Consider the following 19,835-nt stretch of genomic DNA (forward strand, 5'->3'; position numbering starts at 1 on the left):
TCATGAATTTAGATCAGTTGATCTGCATCCACAACCACAAGCTATCATCTATATTCTTGACATACTGGTTGTTTTGTTCAGTTTTCAAAGAGCAATATCTTTATAGTAGAATGATTATATCATGTTACATATAGTTTGTCAATCCAACGAAATTCGCTCATTTCAAAGCGTTCATTTCATCCTTTCGTTGACAGCAAAAATAATTTTACAACCGAAGAACAAAAAAGTCAACACTTTTTTATGATTTTTTTCACATTATACCTCATGCCAATTTGATAAAGTTTTAAATAATTATTTCTCCATCCCAATCAAGCATTCCACCAACCAAGTTAGAAACTTTATATCCATTTTCATTTAAGTATAATGCAGCATTCATACTTCTTCTTCCAGAACGACATACAAGTACATAGTGTTTACTTTTATCTAAATCCTTCATTTCTTCAGGAATTTTATCTAAACGAATATGTTTTGCGCCTTCAATCATTCCTTGTGCAACTTCTTCATCTTCACGAACATCAATTATCTCTATCCCTTGATTCGTTTCCTTTAACTCCTGCAATTTATTTGGTGTTATTTCATTTATATTTTCCATCTCATTCATCCTTTTTTTTATTTTCCATTCAATAATACTTTTTTTGCGTATAGCTTTCAATATCTAACACAAAATAATTTCACCTGATCACATTGGAGAGATTAGTATGAAATTAAGATTTTACGCTCTAGTTCCTTTATGTTTAACTTTTTTTATTTTCAGTTTAGGTTTTGTAACATTTGCAAATGAAAAGGGAGAAGAACCCGAACCTGTAGTTATCAAAACATATGAAGAAGATATTACTGGAGATGGTTTAAAGGAAACCATCAAATTAAAAGGTGTTTTACTATCCGAAGATTCGGATTACTTCCATAAAGTTTGGGCGAATATAAAGGGGAAATATAATCAACAGTGGAAAATTCATTTTGAAAGTGGATATAAGCCGACTATTCTATTTAATGATTTAACGCATAATAAGGTGAATGATATGTTATACCAGAGTGCATCTAAAGACAATAACGAACAGTATAATTATCAATTGTATACACTTAAAAATGAAAAGGCCACTGAAATTCCCTTGCCTGAGCAGGATTATATACAAGGTAAATTCAAAGATAATTTTAAAGTCGATATTCGAATATCCCATGATGCAGATTCTGAAATTGTAAATATAAAAAATCAAGCATCTAAATATGTCCAATTAGGTATTTATAATGAACAAGGTGAATTACAAAAGCCCACTTCTGCAGTTGTAAATCCAATCTCCTTTATTGAACCGAAATTAATTAGTAAAAGTAAAGGTATGGGAATGAAAAGTTTTCAACAAATTAATGCTACTAAGAATACTGATCAACTCGGTACCATAGAAACGCTTTGGTATTACGAAAAAGGGGATTGGATCATTTTGAAAACAAAATGGGTTCGTGAAGATTAAAAAAATGAAAAGGATCTCTTTATAGTTGAGATCCTTTTCATTTTAATTTGCAACAATGTTGACTAACTTTCCAGGAACAACGATAACTTTTCGAACCGTTTTTCCTTCAATCCATTCCTGGATTTTTTCATCTGAGAGTGCTTTTTGTTCAAGTTCTTCTTTTGGTATATCTTTTGAAACACGGATTTTTGAACGTACTTTGCCCATGATCTGTAAAACAATTTCGACCTCATCTTCGACTAGTTTTGTTTCATCATATGTTGGCCACTCTTCATATGCGATAGTTGTAGTATTTTCAAGACGATTCCACAATTCTTCACCAATATGTGGCGCAATAGGCGAAAGTAATTTAACAAATCCTTCTATATACTTTTTAGGAATCATCTTTGCTTTTTGAGCTTCATTCACAAACACCATCAGTTGAGAAATACCCGTATTAAAGTGCAGATTTTCATAATCCTCAGTAACTTTTTTTACTGTTTCATGATAGACTTTATCCATCGATGAATCATCCGAAGTCTCTGAAATTTTCTCAGAAATTTTACCCTCGTCCGTAATAATCAGACGCCATACACGATCAAGAAAACGACGTGCGCCGTCCAAACCACTTGTTGACCAAGCAACTGCAGCATCAAGAGGCCCCATAAACATTTCATATAGGCGTAAAGTATCGGCACCATGAGAAGTTACAATATCATCTGGATTAACAACATTTCCTTTTGATTTACTCATTTTTTCATTACCTTCTCCAAGAATCATTCCTTGGTTATATAATTGCGTAAAAGGTTCTTTCGTTGGTACAACTCCAATATCATATAAAAACTTGTGCCAGAAACGTGCATATAATAAGTGAAGTACTGCATGTTCTGCTCCCCCAATATATATATCGACCGGCAACCACTCATTTAATACTTTAGGATCTGCTAGCCGCTCCTTATTATCCGGATCTATAAACCTTAGGAAGTACCAGCAGCTGCCTGCCCATTGTGGCATTGTGTTTGTTTCACGTCGTCCTTTCATTCCGGTTTCTGGGTCGGTCACATTAACCCAATCGCTATTAGCTAGTGGGGACTCTCCAGTTCCAGATGGTTTTATCTCTTCTAATGTAGGTAACTCCAAAGGTAATTCCTCTTCGGGAACCGCGCTCATTGTCCCATCTTCCCAATGAATAATTGGAATTGGTTCACCCCAGTATCTTTGACGTGAAAATAACCAGTCACGAAGACGGTAAGTCACTTTCCTTGTACCTTTGCTATTTTTTTCAAGCCATTCTATCATTTTTTCAATTGCCGCATCTTTATTTAGACCATTCAGAAAATCAGAATTAATTAGTAACCCATCGCCAGTATATGCTTCGTTGGAAATATCTCCACCAGAAACAACTTCTGTAATTGGCAGATTAAATTTTGATGCAAATTCAAAGTCTCGCTCATCATGTGCAGGAACAGCCATGATTGCTCCAGTACCATACGTCATCAACACATAATCTGCTACCCAGATCGGCATTTTTTCATTATTTACAGGATTAATAGCATAAGCACCGGTAAAGACACCTGTTTTATGCTTTGCTAAATCAGTTCTTTCCAAATCAGATTTTGTTTGTACTTCTTTTATATATGCTTCAACCGCTTCCTTTTGCTCTGAAGTTACAATTTCTTTAACATAAGGATGCTCTGGTGCTAAAACAGCATAAGTTGCACCAAATAACGTGTCAGGTCTTGTGGTGAATACATTAATTCCTCTATCATGCCCATCGATAGAAAATATAACTTCTGCCCCTTCAGAACGGCCTATCCAGTTGCGCTGCATATCTTTTATACTTTCAGGCCAATTTAGCTCTTCTAAATCCTCAAGTAAGCGATCAGCATAAGCCGTAATTTTCAGCATCCATTGTTTCATTGGTTTGCGGATAACAGGATGGTCACCACGTTCACTCTTTCCGTCAATCACTTCTTCATTTGCTAAAACCGTACCTAATGCAGGGCACCAGTTAACAGGTACTTCATCCATATAAGCTAGACCTTTTTCATAAAGTTTTGTAAAAATCCATTGCGTCCACTTGTAATAACTAGGATCTGTTGTGTTTATTTCCCGATCCCAATCATAGGAGAAACCTAATTCTTGAATTTGTCTTTTAAATGTTTTAATATTTTCTTCCGTAAATTCTGCCGGGCTATTCCCTGTATCGAGCGCATATTGCTCTGCAGGCAAACCAAAAGCATCCCAACCCATTGGATGTAATACTTCATATCCTTGCATACGTTTCATCCGAGAGATAATATCTGTCGCTGTATATCCTTCTGGATGCCCTACATGCAAACCCGATCCGGATGGATAGGGAAACATATCAAGCGCATATACCTTTTCTTTTTTTGAATGCGTGTCCGTTTTAAATGTTTTATTCTCTAACCAATATTGTTGCCATTTCTTTTCGATTTCACGATGGTTATAACTCATTATGATTACCTCCTTCTTCCTGATAAAACCAGCTTTTTCCGCAATTATCTAAAAAAAAGCCACTCATCCCTAAAAAGGGACGAGAAGCTTTTTCCCGCGGTACCACCCAAATTAACGCATATCGTATGTACGTTCACTTATATCTTTAACGCAGATGTACGGCAGAAACTACTTATTCACTTCTGCAACATTGCAGGTGAGTTCATAACAATTCAGGAACAGTTCTCACCAGCCACTGTTTCTCTAAACCTGAATACGATTATTACTACTCCAGCGCGTCGTTATTTGAGTTATTATATCGAATTTTAATGAATTCAATATACTTTGTCAAGACAATACATTTGGAATACTTTAGATTCCAGTGTTTAATAGCAAAAACAAATTTTTTAGATTATCTTTCCATCGTGTTAAACTTATTATAGCGTAATAAAAAAGAGGGGTTTGTAACTATTTATGTTAAAAGGTATTTTAAATTATTCTCATTATTTACTTGCTTTATCCACACAAAATGGAGAAACAGTTATTGATGCAACTTGCGGAAATGGAAACGACACACTTTTTTTAAGTAAAAAAGTCGGCAAGGAGGGGCATGTCCTAGCATTTGATATACAGGATCAAGCAATTAAAAACGCTAAGGCTTTAGTAGAAGGTCATAACTGTTCGAATATATCTTTCATTCATGACAGTCACGTGAATGTATCTGAATATTTATCTTCTGAAAGTAAAGTCGGAGCTGCTATTTTTAATCTTGGATATTTGCCAAAAAGTGATAAAACAATTATTACACAAGGTGAATCCACCATTTCATCTATAAAAAGTATCTTAGGTTTCTTAAGACAAAACGGGCTCATTGTTATCGTTGTATACCATGGTCATAAGGGAGGAAAAAAAGAAAAAGAAATGATCCTCAGCTATGTCATGAATCTTGATCAAAAAAAGTACCATGTATTACGTTACGATTTTATCAATCAAAAAAATAATCCGCCTTTTTTATTAGCTATTCAGAAAAAATAATGATTAACAAAACAAGCCTGTGTCTTCATAAGGGCTTGTTTTTCGTATTTTTAAAACGGTAATATATGATTGTATTCCAATAAAAAAACTTCGCTTTACGTCCGCTGATTTCAAGCAGTTCTTTTTTCATTTCTGCCCCGCTGGACAATTGCTTTACTTTCGGATCACCTAGGTATAACCCGACTAATCCGTGATGTATCATTTCATGAAACTTGGAGTCAGGAAGTTGCTGTACATGTTTATCCGCCTCTTTTATAAAATAAATAAAGCGTTTTTTCATTTTCTCGCCATTTGGATAATAACTGCAGAAGTTCAAATCCCCTTCATACCTATCTTCCTGTTGATCAATGTAATAATCCAATAAAATATGTAAGCCCTGCATAAACGGAAAATAACCATCGTATATTTTCTGAGCAAGCTGATCCGTAAGTTTCCCCTTTAAGGCATAAGACACAGTACAAAAAACCCCTAATGTGGAGCCAGCAGCTGCTGCAAATTCATACCATTTCAACGATGCCCAGTCCCCTCTATTTTTTTCATACCACTTCGTCAAACGGGGTATTCGCTCCATTTCAGTAACATGTTTATGAACCTGAAGATCTTCGTATAGACCTTCAAGTTTCATCATACACTCATATACCGTTGGTGAAAAGTTCAGCTGGTCAACCACTCTTTGACAGGTTTTAACAAGATCAATTAAATAGGCCGCATCTTCCTGTTCATCCCTTAATGCATAATAATTTTTCGGTTTATTTTCTGGTGTTAGAGCGTCAACCATGGCCTGATGCAGTAAACGAAAGTCGTTGGGATCCATTGATGTACTCCGGTCACACAAATTATCCAAATAATCACTTATAGTCTGGTAGGCAACGATAAAACGTATCGCTTCTTTCCATTCCTCCCCTGCCAACAAGGCATAAACAGCACCTCCCTGACAATGAAAACGTTTCGTTTCGATACTTGCAAGAGCTTGTGAACGAAGCTCACTATTTGGTATCCCCTCCGCTCGAGTTTGCCAAAAATGTAATTCTAGATCAACCTGAGGAAATATTTTTCGATACACAGAAAATATTAAAGTTAGTACGGTTCCTGGTATTCGTTCAACCACCCTGCTACCTCCATTTCTAAAACTTCAAATCTATTTTAATCAATTTTTTTTGCTATACTACATATATCATCAAATAATCAGGAGGATTTCAAATGATACACCCTTATGAAGACATTCACCCTTCTATTCATGAAACAGTTTTTATTGCACATAATGCAACAGTGATTGGAAATGTAAGCATTGATGAGGCATCCAGCATATGGTTCCATACCGTCCTTCGTGGTGACATTGCACCAATAATAATAGGTAAAGAAGTGAGTGTTCAAGATTTATCTATGATCCATCAAAGCCCTGATATGCCAGTTATTGTCGAAGACGGCGTAACAATCGGCCATCAAGTTAGATTACATTCAGCAACCGTCAGGAAAAACGCTTTAATAGGTATGGGTTCTTTACTATTGGATGGCGCTGAAGTAGGAGAAAGTGCGTTTGTTGGAGCTGGTAGCTTAATTCCACCGGGAAAAAAAATACCGCCACATACACTAGCGTTAGGCAGACCAGCTAAAGTAGTTCGAGAACTATCCGAAAAAGACTATAAAGAATTAGAACGTGTACGAACTGCTTATGTTGAAAGAGGAAAATATTATAAAAATAATACCTCTTTAGGGCTACCATTTTAATCTATAAAAGCAGGCTTTCAGTATATAACTGTTTTGCCTGCTTTTGGTCATTTTGAATATATTATTTAGTTGGTTACTTTTGCTATCTCTTTATCTGGTTTGCTTAATTCTGATATGTCAAACTTATTTTCTACGAATATTTGATGCCAAAGCATAAACATGAGAACAGTCCATATCTTTCTGCTATAGTCTCCCTTGCCTCGGCAATGAGCTTCAAGCAAATCAAGAACATAAGATTTATAAAGTAAATGATCTGTCTGACTTTCCTGAATCAGCTGTTTAGCAAAATCATATAACTCATGCTTTAGCCAATGACGGATTGGTACTGGAAAACCAAGCTTTTTACGATCAAGAACATGATCAGGAATAACACCCCGTGAAGCTTCACGTAAAATATGCTTCGTTGTCCCGTTTGCAATTTTAAGGTCAACCGGAATTCCATTTGCAACTCGAAATACTTTTTTATCAAGAAATGGAACACGTACTTCAAGCGAATTTGCCATCGTCATTCTGTCCGCTTTTAATAAGATATCGCCACGCATCCATGTATGGATATCAACGTACTGCATTTGATTAACGAGTGGATAATCGCGTACATTGTCAAATAACTTACCAGTAATTTGCTGATAAGATATATTTTCATTATGATATTTAAGTATTTGCCGCTTCTCATCATCTTCGAACATTTTTGCATTACCAATATAACGCTCTTGTAATGGCGTTGTACCACGTTCTAAGAAGCTCTTTCCTCTTACACCTTCAGGCAATACTTCTGCAACTTTAGCTAGCAAACTTTTAGCAGGTGTTGGGATTGAATCAAACAATTTTAAGGACTCCGGTTCACGGTAAATATTATATCCACCGAATAGTTCATCTGATCCTTCACCTGATAAAGCGACTGTAACATGCTTGCGTGCCTCACGAGCAAGAAAATACAACGGCACACATGACGGATCTGCTAATGGATCATCCATATGCCACATAATCTTCGGAAGCTTTTCAAGATATTCATCTGGAGTTATCACATAAGAAATATTTTCAACATCTAACTTATCAGCTGTTTCTTTCGCTACATCAATTTCTGAAAATCCCTCACGCTCAAAACCAACCGAAAATGTTTTAATATTTGGATTAATTTCCTTTGCCATGGCAACGATGAGTGTGGAGTCTATGCCACCGGATAGAAACGATCCAACAGGAACATCACTACGCATATGAACGTGAACAGAATCATACAGGCTATCTTGAATTCGTTTTATCCAATCCTGCTTGTCCATTAATACAGGGTTGAATGTTGCTTTCCAGTAACGATGAAATGCAATGGGCTCTCCAGGTTTTTGTATGAAGTAATGACCTGGCTCTACTTTTTTTATCCCCGTAGTCATTGTCATCGGTTCTGGAACAAACTGGAAGCTTAAATAATGATGCAATGCCTCTTGATTTACTTCCTGCTTATCCATCATTAATGCAATACTTTTTTTCTCAGAGGCAAATAATGTACCATTCTCAGTTTCATAATAAAACAAAGGTTTAATGCCAAAAGGATCTCGAGTACCGTAGAGTGTCTCATTTTCTTTATCCCAAATCAAAATAGAAAACATACCTCTTAGATACTGGAAAGCTTTTTCTTTATGTTGAGAAAAAAGCGCTGCAATGACCTCTGTATCAGAGTCTGTTTCAAATGTATATCCTTCTTTTTGCAGATCTCTATGTAATTCCACAAAATTATATATTTCTCCATTAAAAATCAACCATATTTTATCATTATCATAGCTTAATGGTTGTGCACCATTATCGATATCAATAATACTTAAACGTCTAAAGCCGAATGACACATATTGGTCATGGTAATAGCCCTCATCGTCAGGGCCACGATGTGTTATAAGGTCATTTTGCTTTTGAAAAAAGTCCATTTCTTCATTATCTAAAATATTTTGTTTGTTACGGATCATACCGATAAAACCACACATATTCTAGCCTCTCTTCCAGTCATGTTGAATCGTTAAAATTATATCATAAAATGGCTGATCCCGATATAATTATTTGATTCTGTTTTCCTTTAAATAAAAGGGATATTGTATAAATTCATACAATACCCCCCTTAAAATTATTACTTTAATGTCAGCGCCTTTAATTCTTCCACTTTATCTGTCTTCTCCCATGGAAATAAAATATCGGTTCTTCCAAAGTGACCATAAGCAGCTGTTTGTTTAAAGATTGGTTTTTTTAAGTCAAGCATACGGATAATACCAGCTGGTCGTAAATCAAATAATTCACGAATTGCTTCAACCAATATATTTTCGTTTACAACACCTGTTCCAAATGTGTTGATTGTAATCGATACAGGTTCAGCGACTCCAATAGCATAAGCAAGTTGTACCTCGCATGTTTTTGCAAGTTTAGCTGCGACGATGTTTTTTGCAACATAGCGGGCAGCATATGCCGCAGAACGATCAACCTTCGTTGCATCTTTTCCACTAAATGCTCCCCCTCCATGTCGAGCATAACCACCATACGTATCAACGATGATTTTACGGCCGGTTAATCCGACATCACCTTGGGGGCCACCTATGACAAAACGTCCTGTCGGATTAATGAAATATTTTGTTCTCTCATCCAGTAAATTTGGTGAAACCACAGGACGAATCACATATTCCACCATATCTTTTTTAATTTGTTCGATGGTCATTTTTTGATGATGCTGTGTCGAAATCACAATCGTATCTACGCGGATTGGGTTACCATTTTCATCATACTCAATTGTTACTTGCGTCTTTCCATCCGGACGCAAATAATTGAGTAATCCTTCTTTCCTTACATCAGCCAACCGTTTGGAAAGCTTATGTGCAAGGGAGATGGGCAATGGCATTAGCTCTTCGGTTTCATCACTTGCAAAACCAAACATCAACCCTTGATCTCCCGCACCAATTGATGCAATCTCCTCATCAGTCATTTGTCCTTGCCGCGCTTCAAATGCTTGATCTACGCCACTGGCAATATCAGGAGATTGCTCATCGATCGCAGTAAGTACTGCACATGTTTCTGCGTCAAATCCATATTTCGCCCGTGTATAGCCAATATCCTTGATTGTTTGTCTAACAATTGCTGGAATATCCACATAAGTATTTGTTGAAATTTCCCCTGAAACTAATACCATACCTGTTGTTACTGTCGTTTCACAAGCTACCCGAGCATTTGGGTCTTCCTTTAAAATTTCATCTAAAACGGCATCAGAAATTTGATCAGAAATCTTATCTGGATGTCCTTCTGTCACCGATTCCGATGTAAATAGATGGCGATTTTTCATATTCATATGATTAAATCCTCTCTAAAATATGGTACGGATCTCTATTTTCCAGTTTTTAGCATATAGAAAAATCATCAAATCAAAAAGTATTTTATTTTGATTTTAAACAAACATTTTCTAAAAAAGAAAATTTCTTCATAATTTTATTATCCAAAGTGAAAACTAAAAAAGCCCTTCCTGCTATCTGAGGAAAGGGTTATTGCCTTTCACTCTTATTGTTCAAGGTTGAACCTTGCATCAGGTAAGCACCTTTTCACAAGTGTGATGGTTGCTGGGCTTCATCAGGGCTGTCCCTCCACCGACTCTGAATAAGAGAGTATCCGTTCGGATTTCATCGTAACGAAATAGCAATTGGATGTCAATACTTTTACTTTTTCTCATCGTAACATCTCTCCGATATTTTCATAAACTATTTTTAAAATAGTATGGACTATTTTTATTAATGTGTTATACTATTAACCATAATTTCATTATTTATTTATTTGATATTTGGCTTTTAAAAAAATTAACGCATATAAAAAGGCAGGGATTTAACTTATGAACACCGTGAAGCAGTCAATATTTAAAGATCTCTTAGAACATAAAGGTATCCAACATAATTTATCAGTTCCACGATTAGCAGAGCAAATCTTGGAACGTGGGGAAGGCATATTAACAGCTACTGGGGCCGTTCGTGCTGAAACAGGAAAATATACTGGAAGATCGCCAAAAGACCGTTTTATTGTCCGTGATGAAGTTTGTGAAGACTTAATTGATTGGGGTTCAGTCAACAAACCAATTAATGAAGACGTATTTAATACACTATATGAAAAAGTCGTTTCTTACCTTAAGGATAAGGAAAAATTATTCCACTTTAAGGGATATGCTGGAGCAGATGCAAAATACCGTGTACCAATTCAAGTATTTAATGAATATGCATGGCATAATTTATTTGCAACTCAAATGTTCGTTCGTCCCTCTAAAGAAGAACTTCAAACACTCGAACCTGAATTTACAGTTGTTTCAGCACCGTCATTTAAAGCAGATCCTAAAGTGGATGGTACTAATTCAGAGGCATTTGTATTAATATCTTTTAAAAAGAAAATTGTCTTAATTGGCGGTACAGAATATGCAGGTGAAATTAAAAAATCTATTTTTTCTGTAATGAATTACTTACTTCCACAACGTGAAGTATTATCTATGCATTGTTCCGCGAACGTGGGCCAAGAAGGTGATGTTGCTCTATTTTTCGGACTGTCAGGTACAGGTAAAACAACTTTATCCGCTGATCCATACCGCCGGTTAATCGGTGATGATGAACATGGTTGGAGTCCGAATGGTATTTTCAATATCGAGGGAGGGTGCTACGCAAAATGTATTAACCTTTCCCAAGAAAAAGAGCCGCAAATATATAATGCTATTCGATTTGGCTCTGTACTGGAAAACGTCGTTATTGATGATAAATCACGTAATCCTGATTATGATGATACATCATTCACCGAAAATACAAGAGCAGCATACCCACTGGAGAATATTGATAATATTGTAACGCCTAGTATAGCTGGTCATCCGAATACGATTATTTTCTTAACTGCAGATGCATCTGGTACACTTCCACCAATAAGTAAATTAACAAAAGAACAGGCAATGTACCACTTTTTAAGTGGTTACACAAGTAAATTAGCCGGTACTGAACGTGGTGTAACAGATCCACAAGCAACATTTTCAGCGTGCTTCGGATCTCCTTTCTTACCACTTGCTCCTTCAACGTATGCAGAGATGCTCGGTGAGAAAATCGATCAATTTAACTCAAATGTATTCCTAGTTAATACAGGCTGGACTGGTGGTGCTTATGGTGTTGGAGAACGTATGAAGTTATCTTATACCCGTGCAATGATACATGCTGCATTAGAAGGTGAACTCAATACAGTGGAAACAACGCAGGACGAAATCTTTGGATTATCAATACCATTGAATGTTCCAGGTGTACCAGACGAGGTATTAATTCCTAAAAATACTTGGACAGATAAAAAGGCATATGATATTGAGGCAAAAGCACTTGCCATGAAATTCCATAAAAACTTTAAAAAGTTTACAAACGCTAGTCAGGATATAAAGCAAGCTGGCCCATTATATTATTCTGAGTAAATAAAAACCGATCTCCTATCTTGAGATCGGTTTTTTTATATGTAAATAATGCGTTATCTTCCTATTCCCTCCTCTTAATATAGGCATTCACACATTTTTAATCCTTACATAAACTATTTCAGACCCATTACCATTTTCAAGAAAGGAACGATCGGCATGACGAAAATCAAATTTGTCGCCTTATTTTCATGTCTAATGCTTATATTATTAACTGCTTGTAACACAAATGAAAAATCATCTATAAAATTAGCTGAAGTTACGCGTTCCCTTTTTTACGCTCCACAGTACGTTGCATTAGAGAAAGGATTTTTTGAAGAGGAAAATTTAGATGTAGAATTACAGACGACGTGGGGCGGGGATAAAACGATGACAGCATTATTATCTGATGGTGCAGATATAGCACTTGTTGGCTCAGAAACATCTATTTATGTTTATACGCAGAACTCAAAAGATTATGCAGTTAATTTTGCAAATTTAACACAAACCGACGGAACGTTTTTAGTGGCGAAAGAAGAACACCCTGAATTTAAATGGAAAGATCTAAATGACAGTATTTTTCTTGGGCAGCGCAAAGGTGGAATGCCTCAGATGGTAGGTGAATTTGTTTTGAAAAAAAATAACATCGATCCACATAACGATTTAGAATTATTGCAAAATGTTGATTTTGCAAATATACCTGGTGCTTTTGTTTCTGGTGATGCAGAATATGTTCAATTATTCGAACCAACTGCTAGTGTGTTCGAAAAAGAAGGAAAAGGCCATATTATTGCATCTTTTGGAGAAGAATCAGGCAATGTTCCATACACCGGGTTTATGGCAAAACAGAGCTATTTAAAAGAAAATAAAGATGAAGCAAAAAGATTTACAAGAGCTATTTATAAAGCGCAACAGTGGGTGGAGGAAAATAGTGCTGAAGAAATAGCAAAAGTCATCCAACCTTATTTTGAAGATACCGAATTAGATATTTTAACCACCTCTATCCAACGATATAAAGACCAAGACTCTTTTGCAACGAACCCTAGCTTAAAAGAGGAGGATTGGGAGAATCTTAAAGAAATTATGAATGAAGCTGGAGAACTCAAAGAAGATGTGCCATACGATGAGCTAGTTAACACCGAACTGGCTGAAGAGGTCGCAAATGAGTAAGGAGGAAAACCATATGTCATTTCTTACCCTCGAAAACGTATCACATCACTATTTCACAAAGAATAGTTTTACAAAAGCCTTAAGTAATATTTCTTTTAATCTTAAGGAAGGGGAATTCATTTCAATCCTTGGCCCGAGTGGCTGTGGAAAATCAACGATTCTTTCTATTATTGCTGGAATTATGAAACACACTTCTGGAAAGGTTTTATTAAAACAAAGACCTCTAGAGGAGTCTGAACTGCCTATTGGATATATGCTGCAGCAGGATTACTTGTTTCCTTGGAAGACCATTATAGAAAACTGTTTAATAGGGCCAAAAATACGTAAGGATAAATCAGAGTATAAAATGAGTCAGGCAAAAAAGCTACTAAAGGAAGTTGGCTTAACAGATATAGAAAAGGAATTTCCGGATTCTCTGTCCGGTGGCATGCGGCAACGAGTAGCCTTAGTTCGAACATTAATAACGAATCCGGAAATTTTATTGCTTGATGAGCCTTTTTCTGCACTTGATTACTTAACAAAATTGAAATTGGAAAACTTAGTATCAAAGCTGTTAAAAAGCTATCACAAAACCGCCATCTTAGTAACACATGATATTGGTGAGGCTATTTCCATGAGTGACCGCATTCTTGTTATGAATGCTAATCCTGGCAACATTGCTAAAACATTCGAGGTGCCGGTTGAATTACGAAATGAAACCCCCTTCTTCGTCCGAAGACATCCAAAATATCAAATGCTTTTTGATAAAGTTTGGGATGAATTAAATAAAACAGAGAGCACTTCTTTAAAATCGATGGGAGGGGCAAAGAACGATGAAACAAAATCCTGATAATTACCTCTTTCAACAATATAAAAATAAACAAAAACGTGAAAAGAAAATCGTTATAACATGGCAACTAATCATTTTTATTGGTTTTTTTTCTGTTTGGGAATTAGCAAGCAGCTTATACTGGATAGATCCATTAATATTTAGTTCACCAAGTAAAATAATTGGTTTAATGATGGATAAATTTGCAGACGGCTCGATGTTCATTCACTTGCAAGTTACGCTATTTGAAACAATATTAGGATTTATTATAGGGACGATTGCAGGTATTATCATTGCTACATCCTTATGGGCATCCATCAGATTTTCAAGAATCATGGATCCCTATCTTGTTATTATGAATGCTATGCCAAAGGTCGCTTTAGGGCCAATTATTATTGTAGCACTAGGACCTGGCTATTTTTCTATAATCATTATGGGAGCAATCGTATCCGTTATTATAACCACACTAGTTGTTTATTCAGCTTTTAGAGAAGTCGATCCAAACTATGAGAAGGTTTTAAAAAGTTTTGGTGCTACGCGATGGCAATGTTTTAAAGAAGCAGTGTTTCCTGCTACATTACCGGCGATGATTTCCACTCTTAAAGTAAATGTCGGTCTTTCATGGGTTGGTATTATTGTTGGTGAATTTCTTGTCGCTAAAGAAGGTTTAGGCTATTTAATTATTTACGGATTCCAAGTGTTTGATTTTTCATTGGTAATGTCCAGTTTATTACTCATTGCCATTTTTGCAGCAATTATGTACAAAATAGTTGAAAAAATAGAAAGTTGGCTGATCAAACATACACATGAATAGCTCAAAAATATAAGCATCGTCTATATCTCATTATAATAGACGATGCTTATGTTGAAAATTTTCTTTTATATATTTCAATGAATGTGGTAAAACACCATCTTTCATAATAAAACTGTAAAGGTTATTATGTTTTATATTCGATGGTATATTGTTCATCATTTTTGGTCCTTCCGTTTCGAAATAATTTTCTTGGTCAATGATCTCATCAATTTCAGCGTAATAAACATTTTTTATAATACTGCCACTTTTTCCAGAAACAAAATATTGTCCAATATAATTAATCCTTTTAATTTTAGCACCCGTTTCTTCTTTCACTTCACGAATGGCTGCTTGTTTAGCTGTTTCACCTTCCTCTACCTTTCCTCCTGGGAATTCAAGTCCTCGCTCTTTATGCTTTGTTAAGAGCCATTTATCCTTATGTCTGCAAATAACCCATACATGTTTTGGTTTTTTTGAAAAAGGATGATCATTAAATGAAAGATTCACTTCGTTATGGTAGTAATCTCTAAAAGTATACATGTTCCAGCTGCCTCATTTTCATATTCTTATTCTCATACTATAAATGTGTAATATCCGTTATTTTCCATGATTTATTTCTTGTAAATTCATATACAATCGTATAGGTGCCATACAAAGCAGAATCATTTACTTGCTTCACCTTCACTTTATTACTCTCTAATTGTACCATATCATAATCATTTTCTTTATTAAACCAAGGCGGTTTTGCAGTTGTTTTTAGGTACAAACCATCCTGTTTCTCATGATAATAATATTCTATATATGTTGACACAACACTGCTTGTTGCTATTTGATTAAAAGCGTGTGTTAACCCTTCTTTTGTATCATATTCTAATACTTTATTATTTTTCGTTTTTTGTATTAATTTATCCATAAATTGATCAGTTAATGAAGCGATTTGTTCATGGGACAATGATTGATCTTCTTCCTCTTGTGTTATGCTATGAACATTTTTTGCAGATATTATTTTCAGATTATTTGTTTGAAAAATGAATAAGGAAAATAAAATGGCAGAACATAACATCCATAATAAATACTTTGCTTTATGTGTTCTCATCGTAAAGTTCCCCCTTAGATTTTATATATAAGCCTGTCCTACTTATAATATTCCTTCAATTCCAAAAGGATAAACAACTTTACATACAAAAGAATAAGATAGCTTCCCATCTTATTCTTTCGTTCTTTACATATAATCATTTTTTAAAACATTCATACTTTCGATGTGCGCTTTTGTTTGTTCATCACCTAGTCCATAAATAAGCTGTAAGGCTTCATTTAAACCAAAATCATAATCATCGTTCGACTTATCCTTATGATATGCCAGAATCGGTACATGTGCTCTAAAAAAAGATCTTATACCAGCTCCGTGCATATTATCCATTTTAGCTCGTAATATACTAATTTCTTCATCTGTTGCATAAATGGTAAAAATGCTATTATTTCCATAAGGTATTTGAGAAATCTCATGTGTACCTACGTTTACATAATATCTTTTTCTTTCCATACAGCACCTCCTACTTTTAATTTGGCTCAAAAAAGCAGAAGCATGTATGGATTTTAAATTTTTTTAAAAAAAGAGCACTCATTAAAGGTACCGACCCCCGTAAGCTAGAGTAGAAAACTAACTTTCGGGGGTCGGTACCATGCAGAAGAATTTAAACTATAATTATACAAATTTTAATGAAAAATAACAAAATACGTCATTTGTTACGTTTTTCTAATCGCTCTATTAACTTATTCCTCAATAGCTTATTCGAAGCATTTTTAGGTAAGGATGCTACAAAATAAAGCTCTTTTGGAATTTTGTAATTCGCTAAAGCATTTTTTGCATAATTGACAATGTCTTCTGAAGTTACATGTTCCTCATTTTTCACGACAAAAGCTACTGGAACTTGTCCCCATTTCACATCATTTTTTCCAACGACACCAATTTCATGTATTTGTTCCATACCTGCAAGTACACTTTCAATTTCAGAAGGGTATATATTTTCTCCACCAGAAATAATTAAATCATTCCTGCGATCAACGACGTATAAAAATCCTTCATTATCTACATAACCAAGATCTCCTGTAGCTAGCCAACCGTTACGTAAAGCTTTTTGAGTAGCGGTCTCATTTTTATAATATCCCGACGCAACCATTGGACCTTTTACATAAATCTCCCCAACATGTTCGCCCTTGTTATTACCAATTTTTAACTGTGCTGGAAACAGAGGCTTTCCTGCAGAACCTATCTTCTCTAATGCATTTTTTGGACTCAAGGTAACTATTTGTGACGAAGTTTCTGTCATGCCGTATGATTGAAATACTGGTATTCTTCTTGCTTTTGCTTGATTTAATAACGGCTTTGGAGCCGGACCCCCTCCAAGCAACATACAACGAAATGCAGTTGGATAATGGTTATTTCCAAGTAATTGAACTAATTCCTTGAGCATAATCGTTACAACAGAAACAATGGTAACATCTTTTTTCATAATAGCTTCATGAATTAATGCTGGATCATACTTTTCCAGTAAATAAACGGGTATACCATAAATGACACTGCGGATAAAAATGGATAATCCGCCTACATGAAAAATTGGTAATGTAGCTAACCATTTATCATTTTCAGATAACCCTAGATTTAATGCAGAACCGATTGCACTCCACCAATGATTTCCATATGTATGCATAACACCTTTCGGAAAACCTGTAGTACCAGATGTATAGATAATTGTAAATACATTATCTATATTTATTTCTGTTTTTAATTCGGTATTTTTCTCTGTTGATTGTTCTATTTGGGAAAATGTGTTAATCAAAACAGAAACGGGAAATTTCATTTTTCTGATTCTATTTTCCATTTCATCGCTGACAATGATGAAGGATACATCTGCATCTTTCACTTGGTAATTTAATTCTTCCTCTTTTAATCTGGTATTCAGCATAACCGAAACAGCTCCCAGATAACTTAACGCATGAATAGTAATCACCATATCTATACTGTTATTAGATAGAATTCCGATGTGAGAACCTTCTTTCACTCCATTTTCAGCTAATTTTTTCGCAAATGTTTGACTTGCAGAAGCCAATTCTAAAAATGTCATATGATAACCATCTGGCAATTCTATTGCAGTTTGATCAGGTGATAGTTCTGCTCTTTTACTTAACCAATGTGGTATCGTTTCAGCCATCACTTATAAAGCCTCCTTACGTAATTGAAAAGAGGCTTTTCCTAATGAGTTGACCCCCTCTATGTAAAATACTTTAGAGGGGGTCAACCATATGCTTCCTAAGAAAGCCTCTTTTGAAAAATATAGATTAAGGAAAACGCGGAAATTGCTTGAAATCCGGTTTTCTTTTTTCTTTAAACGCATCTCGTCCTTCTTTTGCTTCGTCCGTTGTATAATAAAGAAGCGTTGCATCTCCACCAATTTGCTGCAAACCTGCTAAACCATCCGTATCTGCATTAAATGATGCCTTCAAGAAACGAAGGGCTGTTGGTGATTTTTGTAACATCTCTTCACACCACTGAAGTGTTTCTTCTTCCAACTTTTCTAATGGAACAACAGTATTTACCATGCCCATTTCATATGCTTCCTCAGCATTGTACTGGCGGCATAAATACCAGATTTCGCGTGCACGTTTATGTCCAACCATGCGTGCGAGATATCCTGCCCCATATCCAGCATCAAAGCTGCCGACTTTTGGACCTGTTTGTCCAAATACAGCATTTTCCGCTGCAATCGTTAGGTCACATACAACATGCAGTACATGTCCTCCACCTATAGCATAGCCTGATACCATCGCGACAACTGGCTTTGGTATCGTTCGAATTAGTCGCTGTAGGTCTAATACATTTAAACGCGGAACTTGATCTTCCCCTACGTATCCACCATGACCTCTTACAGTTTGATCTCCGCCTGAGCAAAAAGCTTTATCTCCAGCTCCAGCCAGAATAATTACACCAATGGATGAGTCATCCCTCGCATCAGCAAAAGCATCAATCATTTCATTTACTGTTAATGGAGTAAAGGCATTATGTTTTTCAGGACGATTCATTGTTACCTTCGCGATTCCATTATATTTTTCATAAATAATTTCTTGATACTCTCTTGCTTGTTTCCACTCGACTGTCATAGAAATCCTCCTTATGTAATTACAATGAATTTATTTTTAAAATAAACGCAGTTACTATTTTACCAAATATTTTAGGTTGTTCCACATGAATTGCATGCCCTGAATTATCAACAATCACTAGATCACTTGATTTAATACGTTTTTTCATCCTTTTATTAATTTGAATAAATTTTTGATCGTCACTGCCTACAACTAATAATACTGGCTTCTCAAATCTAGTTAACTCCGACCACCAGGAAGGTTGTTTTCCGTTTCCCATGTATCTTAAAGATCGGGCTAAACCCTCTTCCGTCTGCGCTAATCGTTCTTGTCGAATGGATTGCTGGACTACTGCTGATAATCTTTTTTGAGTGTGGAAAAGCGGGATATTTTCCCAGTAATGAACAAATGCTATTAATCCATCTTGCTCTATTTTGCTTGCGAGTTTTTCATCATTTGCAGCCCTATTCATACGCTCTTCTGTAGAATTTAACCCCGGAGAAGAACTTTCCAAACATAATGAAGTAACCATTTCAGGGTAAAACATTGCAAAAGATAACGCAGTTCTACCTCCCATTGAATACCCTACGAGATGAACCTCAGAAAGTTTTAAATGAAATAACAATTGCTTTATGTCAAAACAACAAGCCTCCATTGTTCTAGGAGATTGTGTTCTTGTTTTACCATGGCCCGGCAAGTCGACCGTAATAATTTGAAAGTGTTCCTTCAAAACGGGAATTACCGAATACCACGTAGATGTGCTGCCGGTAAATCCATGGAATAAGACAACAGGCGGACCATTTCCATCAATTTCATACCAATATTTCGCATCTTCTATTTTAAAATACAAAA

General features: G+C 35.6%; 18 protein-coding genes, 1 riboswitch and 1 other annotated feature. Of the genes, 7 read left to right on the plus strand and 11 right to left on the minus strand.

The genetic code is table 11. The features are described from left to right. Positions 1 to 283: 283 nt before the first annotated feature. A complete protein-coding gene (locus J2Z81_RS06045; RefSeq protein ID WP_029269856.1) occupies positions 284 to 592 on the minus strand; it encodes a rhodanese-like domain-containing protein in 309 nt (102 codons plus the stop codon). A gap of 106 nt (positions 593 to 698) precedes the next feature. Here J2Z81_RS06045 and J2Z81_RS06050 point away from each other — a divergent pair, with 106 nt between their 5' ends. After that, complete coding sequence (locus J2Z81_RS06050; RefSeq protein WP_226370917.1) at positions 699 to 1,466, plus strand: hypothetical protein; 768 nt, start codon at positions 699 to 701, stop codon at positions 1,464 to 1,466. Positions 1,467 to 1,508: 42 nt separating this feature from the next. Here the strand turns inward: J2Z81_RS06050 and leuS are convergent, their stop codons facing one another. Further along, positions 1,509 to 3,923 carry a leucine--tRNA ligase gene (leuS, locus tag J2Z81_RS06055; protein ID WP_226370918.1) on the minus strand — a complete coding sequence of 805 codons (2,415 nt, stop codon included), beginning with the start codon at positions 3,921 to 3,923 and terminating at the stop codon, positions 1,509 to 1,511. A 72-nt stretch (positions 3,924 to 3,995) separates the two neighbouring features. Beyond that, positions 3,996 to 4,211 (minus strand) — a binding site (T-box leader). A gap of 165 nt (positions 4,212 to 4,376) precedes the next feature. On the opposite strand from leuS, the gene J2Z81_RS06060 reads away from it, so the two are divergent. Next, positions 4,377 to 4,937: a class I SAM-dependent methyltransferase gene (locus J2Z81_RS06060; protein WP_029269862.1), complete on the plus strand. Its 561-nt coding sequence runs from the start codon at positions 4,377 to 4,379 to the stop codon at positions 4,935 to 4,937. A 25-nt stretch (positions 4,938 to 4,962) separates the two neighbouring features. Here J2Z81_RS06060 and J2Z81_RS06065 read toward each other — a convergent pair whose 3' ends face one another. Then, positions 4,963 to 6,045 (minus strand): tetraprenyl-beta-curcumene synthase family protein, encoded by a 1,083-nt coding sequence (locus J2Z81_RS06065; protein WP_029269864.1) that lies wholly within the window; start codon positions 6,043 to 6,045, stop codon positions 4,963 to 4,965. A gap of 92 nt (positions 6,046 to 6,137) precedes the next feature. Here J2Z81_RS06065 and J2Z81_RS06070 point away from each other — a divergent pair, with 92 nt between their 5' ends. Continuing rightward, the gene (locus J2Z81_RS06070) at positions 6,138 to 6,665 is read left to right on the plus strand and encodes a gamma carbonic anhydrase (RefSeq protein WP_226370919.1); all 528 of its coding nucleotides are present in this window, start codon (positions 6,138 to 6,140) and stop codon (positions 6,663 to 6,665) included. A 65-nt stretch (positions 6,666 to 6,730) separates the two neighbouring features. On the opposite strand, the gene asnB is transcribed toward J2Z81_RS06070, so the two are convergent. Together asnB and metK are read right to left on the minus strand one after the other, a co-directional pair. Then, complete coding sequence (gene asnB, locus J2Z81_RS06075) at positions 6,731 to 8,635, minus strand: asparagine synthase (glutamine-hydrolyzing) (RefSeq protein WP_029269868.1); 1,905 nt, start codon at positions 8,633 to 8,635, stop codon at positions 6,731 to 6,733. A 140-nt stretch (positions 8,636 to 8,775) separates the two neighbouring features. Further along, positions 8,776 to 9,978, minus strand: coding sequence for a methionine adenosyltransferase (gene metK / locus J2Z81_RS06080; RefSeq protein WP_029269870.1), 1,203 nt, complete (start codon positions 9,976 to 9,978; stop codon positions 8,776 to 8,778). Positions 9,979 to 10,181: 203 nt separating this feature from the next. Then, a riboswitch (SAM riboswitch) is annotated at positions 10,182 to 10,287 on the minus strand. 222 nt (positions 10,288 to 10,509) lie between these two features. Here metK and pckA point away from each other — a divergent pair. The 4 genes from pckA to J2Z81_RS06100 all read left to right on the plus strand — a co-directional run bounded on the left by pckA (position 10,510) and on the right by J2Z81_RS06100 (position 14,867). Next, positions 10,510 to 12,099 carry a phosphoenolpyruvate carboxykinase (ATP) gene (gene pckA, locus J2Z81_RS06085; protein WP_226370920.1) on the plus strand — a complete coding sequence of 530 codons (1,590 nt, stop codon included), beginning with the start codon at positions 10,510 to 10,512 and terminating at the stop codon, positions 12,097 to 12,099. A gap of 156 nt (positions 12,100 to 12,255) precedes the next feature. Further along, complete coding sequence (locus J2Z81_RS06090; protein WP_029269874.1) at positions 12,256 to 13,245, plus strand: ABC transporter substrate-binding protein; 990 nt, start codon at positions 12,256 to 12,258, stop codon at positions 13,243 to 13,245. A 13-nt stretch (positions 13,246 to 13,258) separates the two neighbouring features. Then, positions 13,259 to 14,074 carry an ABC transporter ATP-binding protein gene (locus J2Z81_RS06095; RefSeq protein ID WP_226370921.1) on the plus strand — a complete coding sequence of 272 codons (816 nt, stop codon included), beginning with the start codon at positions 13,259 to 13,261 and terminating at the stop codon, positions 14,072 to 14,074. After that, positions 14,058 to 14,867: an ABC transporter permease gene (locus tag J2Z81_RS06100; protein WP_226370922.1), complete on the plus strand. Its 810-nt coding sequence runs from the start codon at positions 14,058 to 14,060 to the stop codon at positions 14,865 to 14,867. The genes J2Z81_RS06095 and J2Z81_RS06100 overlap by 17 nt, the downstream gene beginning before the upstream one ends. Positions 14,868 to 14,897: 30 nt before the next feature. Here J2Z81_RS06100 and ytkD read toward each other — a convergent pair whose 3' ends face one another. From ytkD to menH, 6 genes are all read right to left on the minus strand, one after another. Beyond that, positions 14,898 to 15,386, minus strand: coding sequence for an RNA deprotection pyrophosphohydrolase (gene ytkD, locus J2Z81_RS06105; protein WP_226370923.1), 489 nt, complete (start codon positions 15,384 to 15,386; stop codon positions 14,898 to 14,900). Between the two features lie 37 nt (positions 15,387 to 15,423). Next, a complete protein-coding gene (locus J2Z81_RS06110; protein ID WP_051681487.1) occupies positions 15,424 to 15,942 on the minus strand; it encodes a hypothetical protein in 519 nt (172 codons plus the stop codon). Positions 15,943 to 16,068: 126 nt separating this feature from the next. Further along, positions 16,069 to 16,389 carry a hypothetical protein gene (locus J2Z81_RS06115; RefSeq protein WP_029269882.1) on the minus strand — a complete coding sequence of 107 codons (321 nt, stop codon included), beginning with the start codon at positions 16,387 to 16,389 and terminating at the stop codon, positions 16,069 to 16,071. A gap of 196 nt (positions 16,390 to 16,585) precedes the next feature. Continuing rightward, entirely contained in the window at positions 16,586 to 18,058 is a 1,473-nt protein-coding gene (locus J2Z81_RS06120; RefSeq protein ID WP_226370924.1) for an o-succinylbenzoate--CoA ligase, read from the minus strand. A 127-nt stretch (positions 18,059 to 18,185) separates the two neighbouring features. Beyond that, positions 18,186 to 19,004 (minus strand): 1,4-dihydroxy-2-naphthoyl-CoA synthase, encoded by an 819-nt coding sequence (gene menB / locus J2Z81_RS06125; RefSeq protein WP_029269886.1) that lies wholly within the window; start codon positions 19,002 to 19,004, stop codon positions 18,186 to 18,188. A gap of 19 nt (positions 19,005 to 19,023) precedes the next feature. Next, positions 19,024 to 19,833 carry a 2-succinyl-6-hydroxy-2,4-cyclohexadiene-1-carboxylate synthase gene (gene menH / locus J2Z81_RS06130; protein ID WP_029269888.1) on the minus strand — a complete coding sequence of 270 codons (810 nt, stop codon included), beginning with the start codon at positions 19,831 to 19,833 and terminating at the stop codon, positions 19,024 to 19,026. Positions 19,834 to 19,835 lie beyond the last annotated feature (2 nt).

The sequence above is a fragment of the Virgibacillus alimentarius genome (assembly GCF_017874635.1).
GTDB lineage: Bacteria > Bacillota > Bacilli > Bacillales > Amphibacillaceae > Virgibacillus_B > Virgibacillus_B alimentarius.

Bases quoted from the DNA above. Each gene is read 5' to 3' on its own strand.
- J2Z81_RS06060 (WP_029269862.1), top strand. From the start codon at position 4,377: ATGTTAAAAGGTATTTTAAATTATTCTCATTATTTACTTGCTTTATCC.
- menB (WP_029269886.1), bottom strand. From the start codon at position 19,004: ATGACAGTCGAGTGGAAACAAGCAAGAGAGTATCAAGAAATTATTTAT.
- J2Z81_RS06115 (WP_029269882.1), bottom strand. From the start codon at position 16,389: ATGGAAAGAAAAAGATATTATGTAAACGTAGGTACACATGAGATTTCT.
- J2Z81_RS06070 (WP_226370919.1), top strand. From the start codon at position 6,138: ATGATACACCCTTATGAAGACATTCACCCTTCTATTCATGAAACAGTT.
- J2Z81_RS06100 (WP_226370922.1), top strand. From the start codon at position 14,058: ATGAAACAAAATCCTGATAATTACCTCTTTCAACAATATAAAAATAAA.
- J2Z81_RS06110 (WP_051681487.1), bottom strand. From the start codon at position 15,942: ATGAGAACACATAAAGCAAAGTATTTATTATGGATGTTATGTTCTGCC.
- leuS (WP_226370918.1), bottom strand. From the start codon at position 3,923: ATGAGTTATAACCATCGTGAAATCGAAAAGAAATGGCAACAATATTGG.
- metK (WP_029269870.1), bottom strand. From the start codon at position 9,978: ATGAATATGAAAAATCGCCATCTATTTACATCGGAATCGGTGACAGAA.
- ytkD (WP_226370923.1), bottom strand. From the start codon at position 15,386: ATGTATACTTTTAGAGATTACTACCATAACGAAGTGAATCTTTCATTT.
- pckA (WP_226370920.1), top strand. From the start codon at position 10,510: ATGAACACCGTGAAGCAGTCAATATTTAAAGATCTCTTAGAACATAAA.
- J2Z81_RS06095 (WP_226370921.1), top strand. From the start codon at position 13,259: ATGTCATTTCTTACCCTCGAAAACGTATCACATCACTATTTCACAAAG.
- J2Z81_RS06045 (WP_029269856.1), bottom strand. From the start codon at position 592: ATGGAAAATATAAATGAAATAACACCAAATAAATTGCAGGAGTTAAAG.
- J2Z81_RS06050 (WP_226370917.1), top strand. From the start codon at position 699: ATGAAATTAAGATTTTACGCTCTAGTTCCTTTATGTTTAACTTTTTTT.
- J2Z81_RS06090 (WP_029269874.1), top strand. From the start codon at position 12,256: ATGACGAAAATCAAATTTGTCGCCTTATTTTCATGTCTAATGCTTATA.
- J2Z81_RS06120 (WP_226370924.1), bottom strand. From the start codon at position 18,058: ATGGCTGAAACGATACCACATTGGTTAAGTAAAAGAGCAGAACTATCA.
- asnB (WP_029269868.1), bottom strand. From the start codon at position 8,635: ATGTGTGGTTTTATCGGTATGATCCGTAACAAACAAAATATTTTAGAT.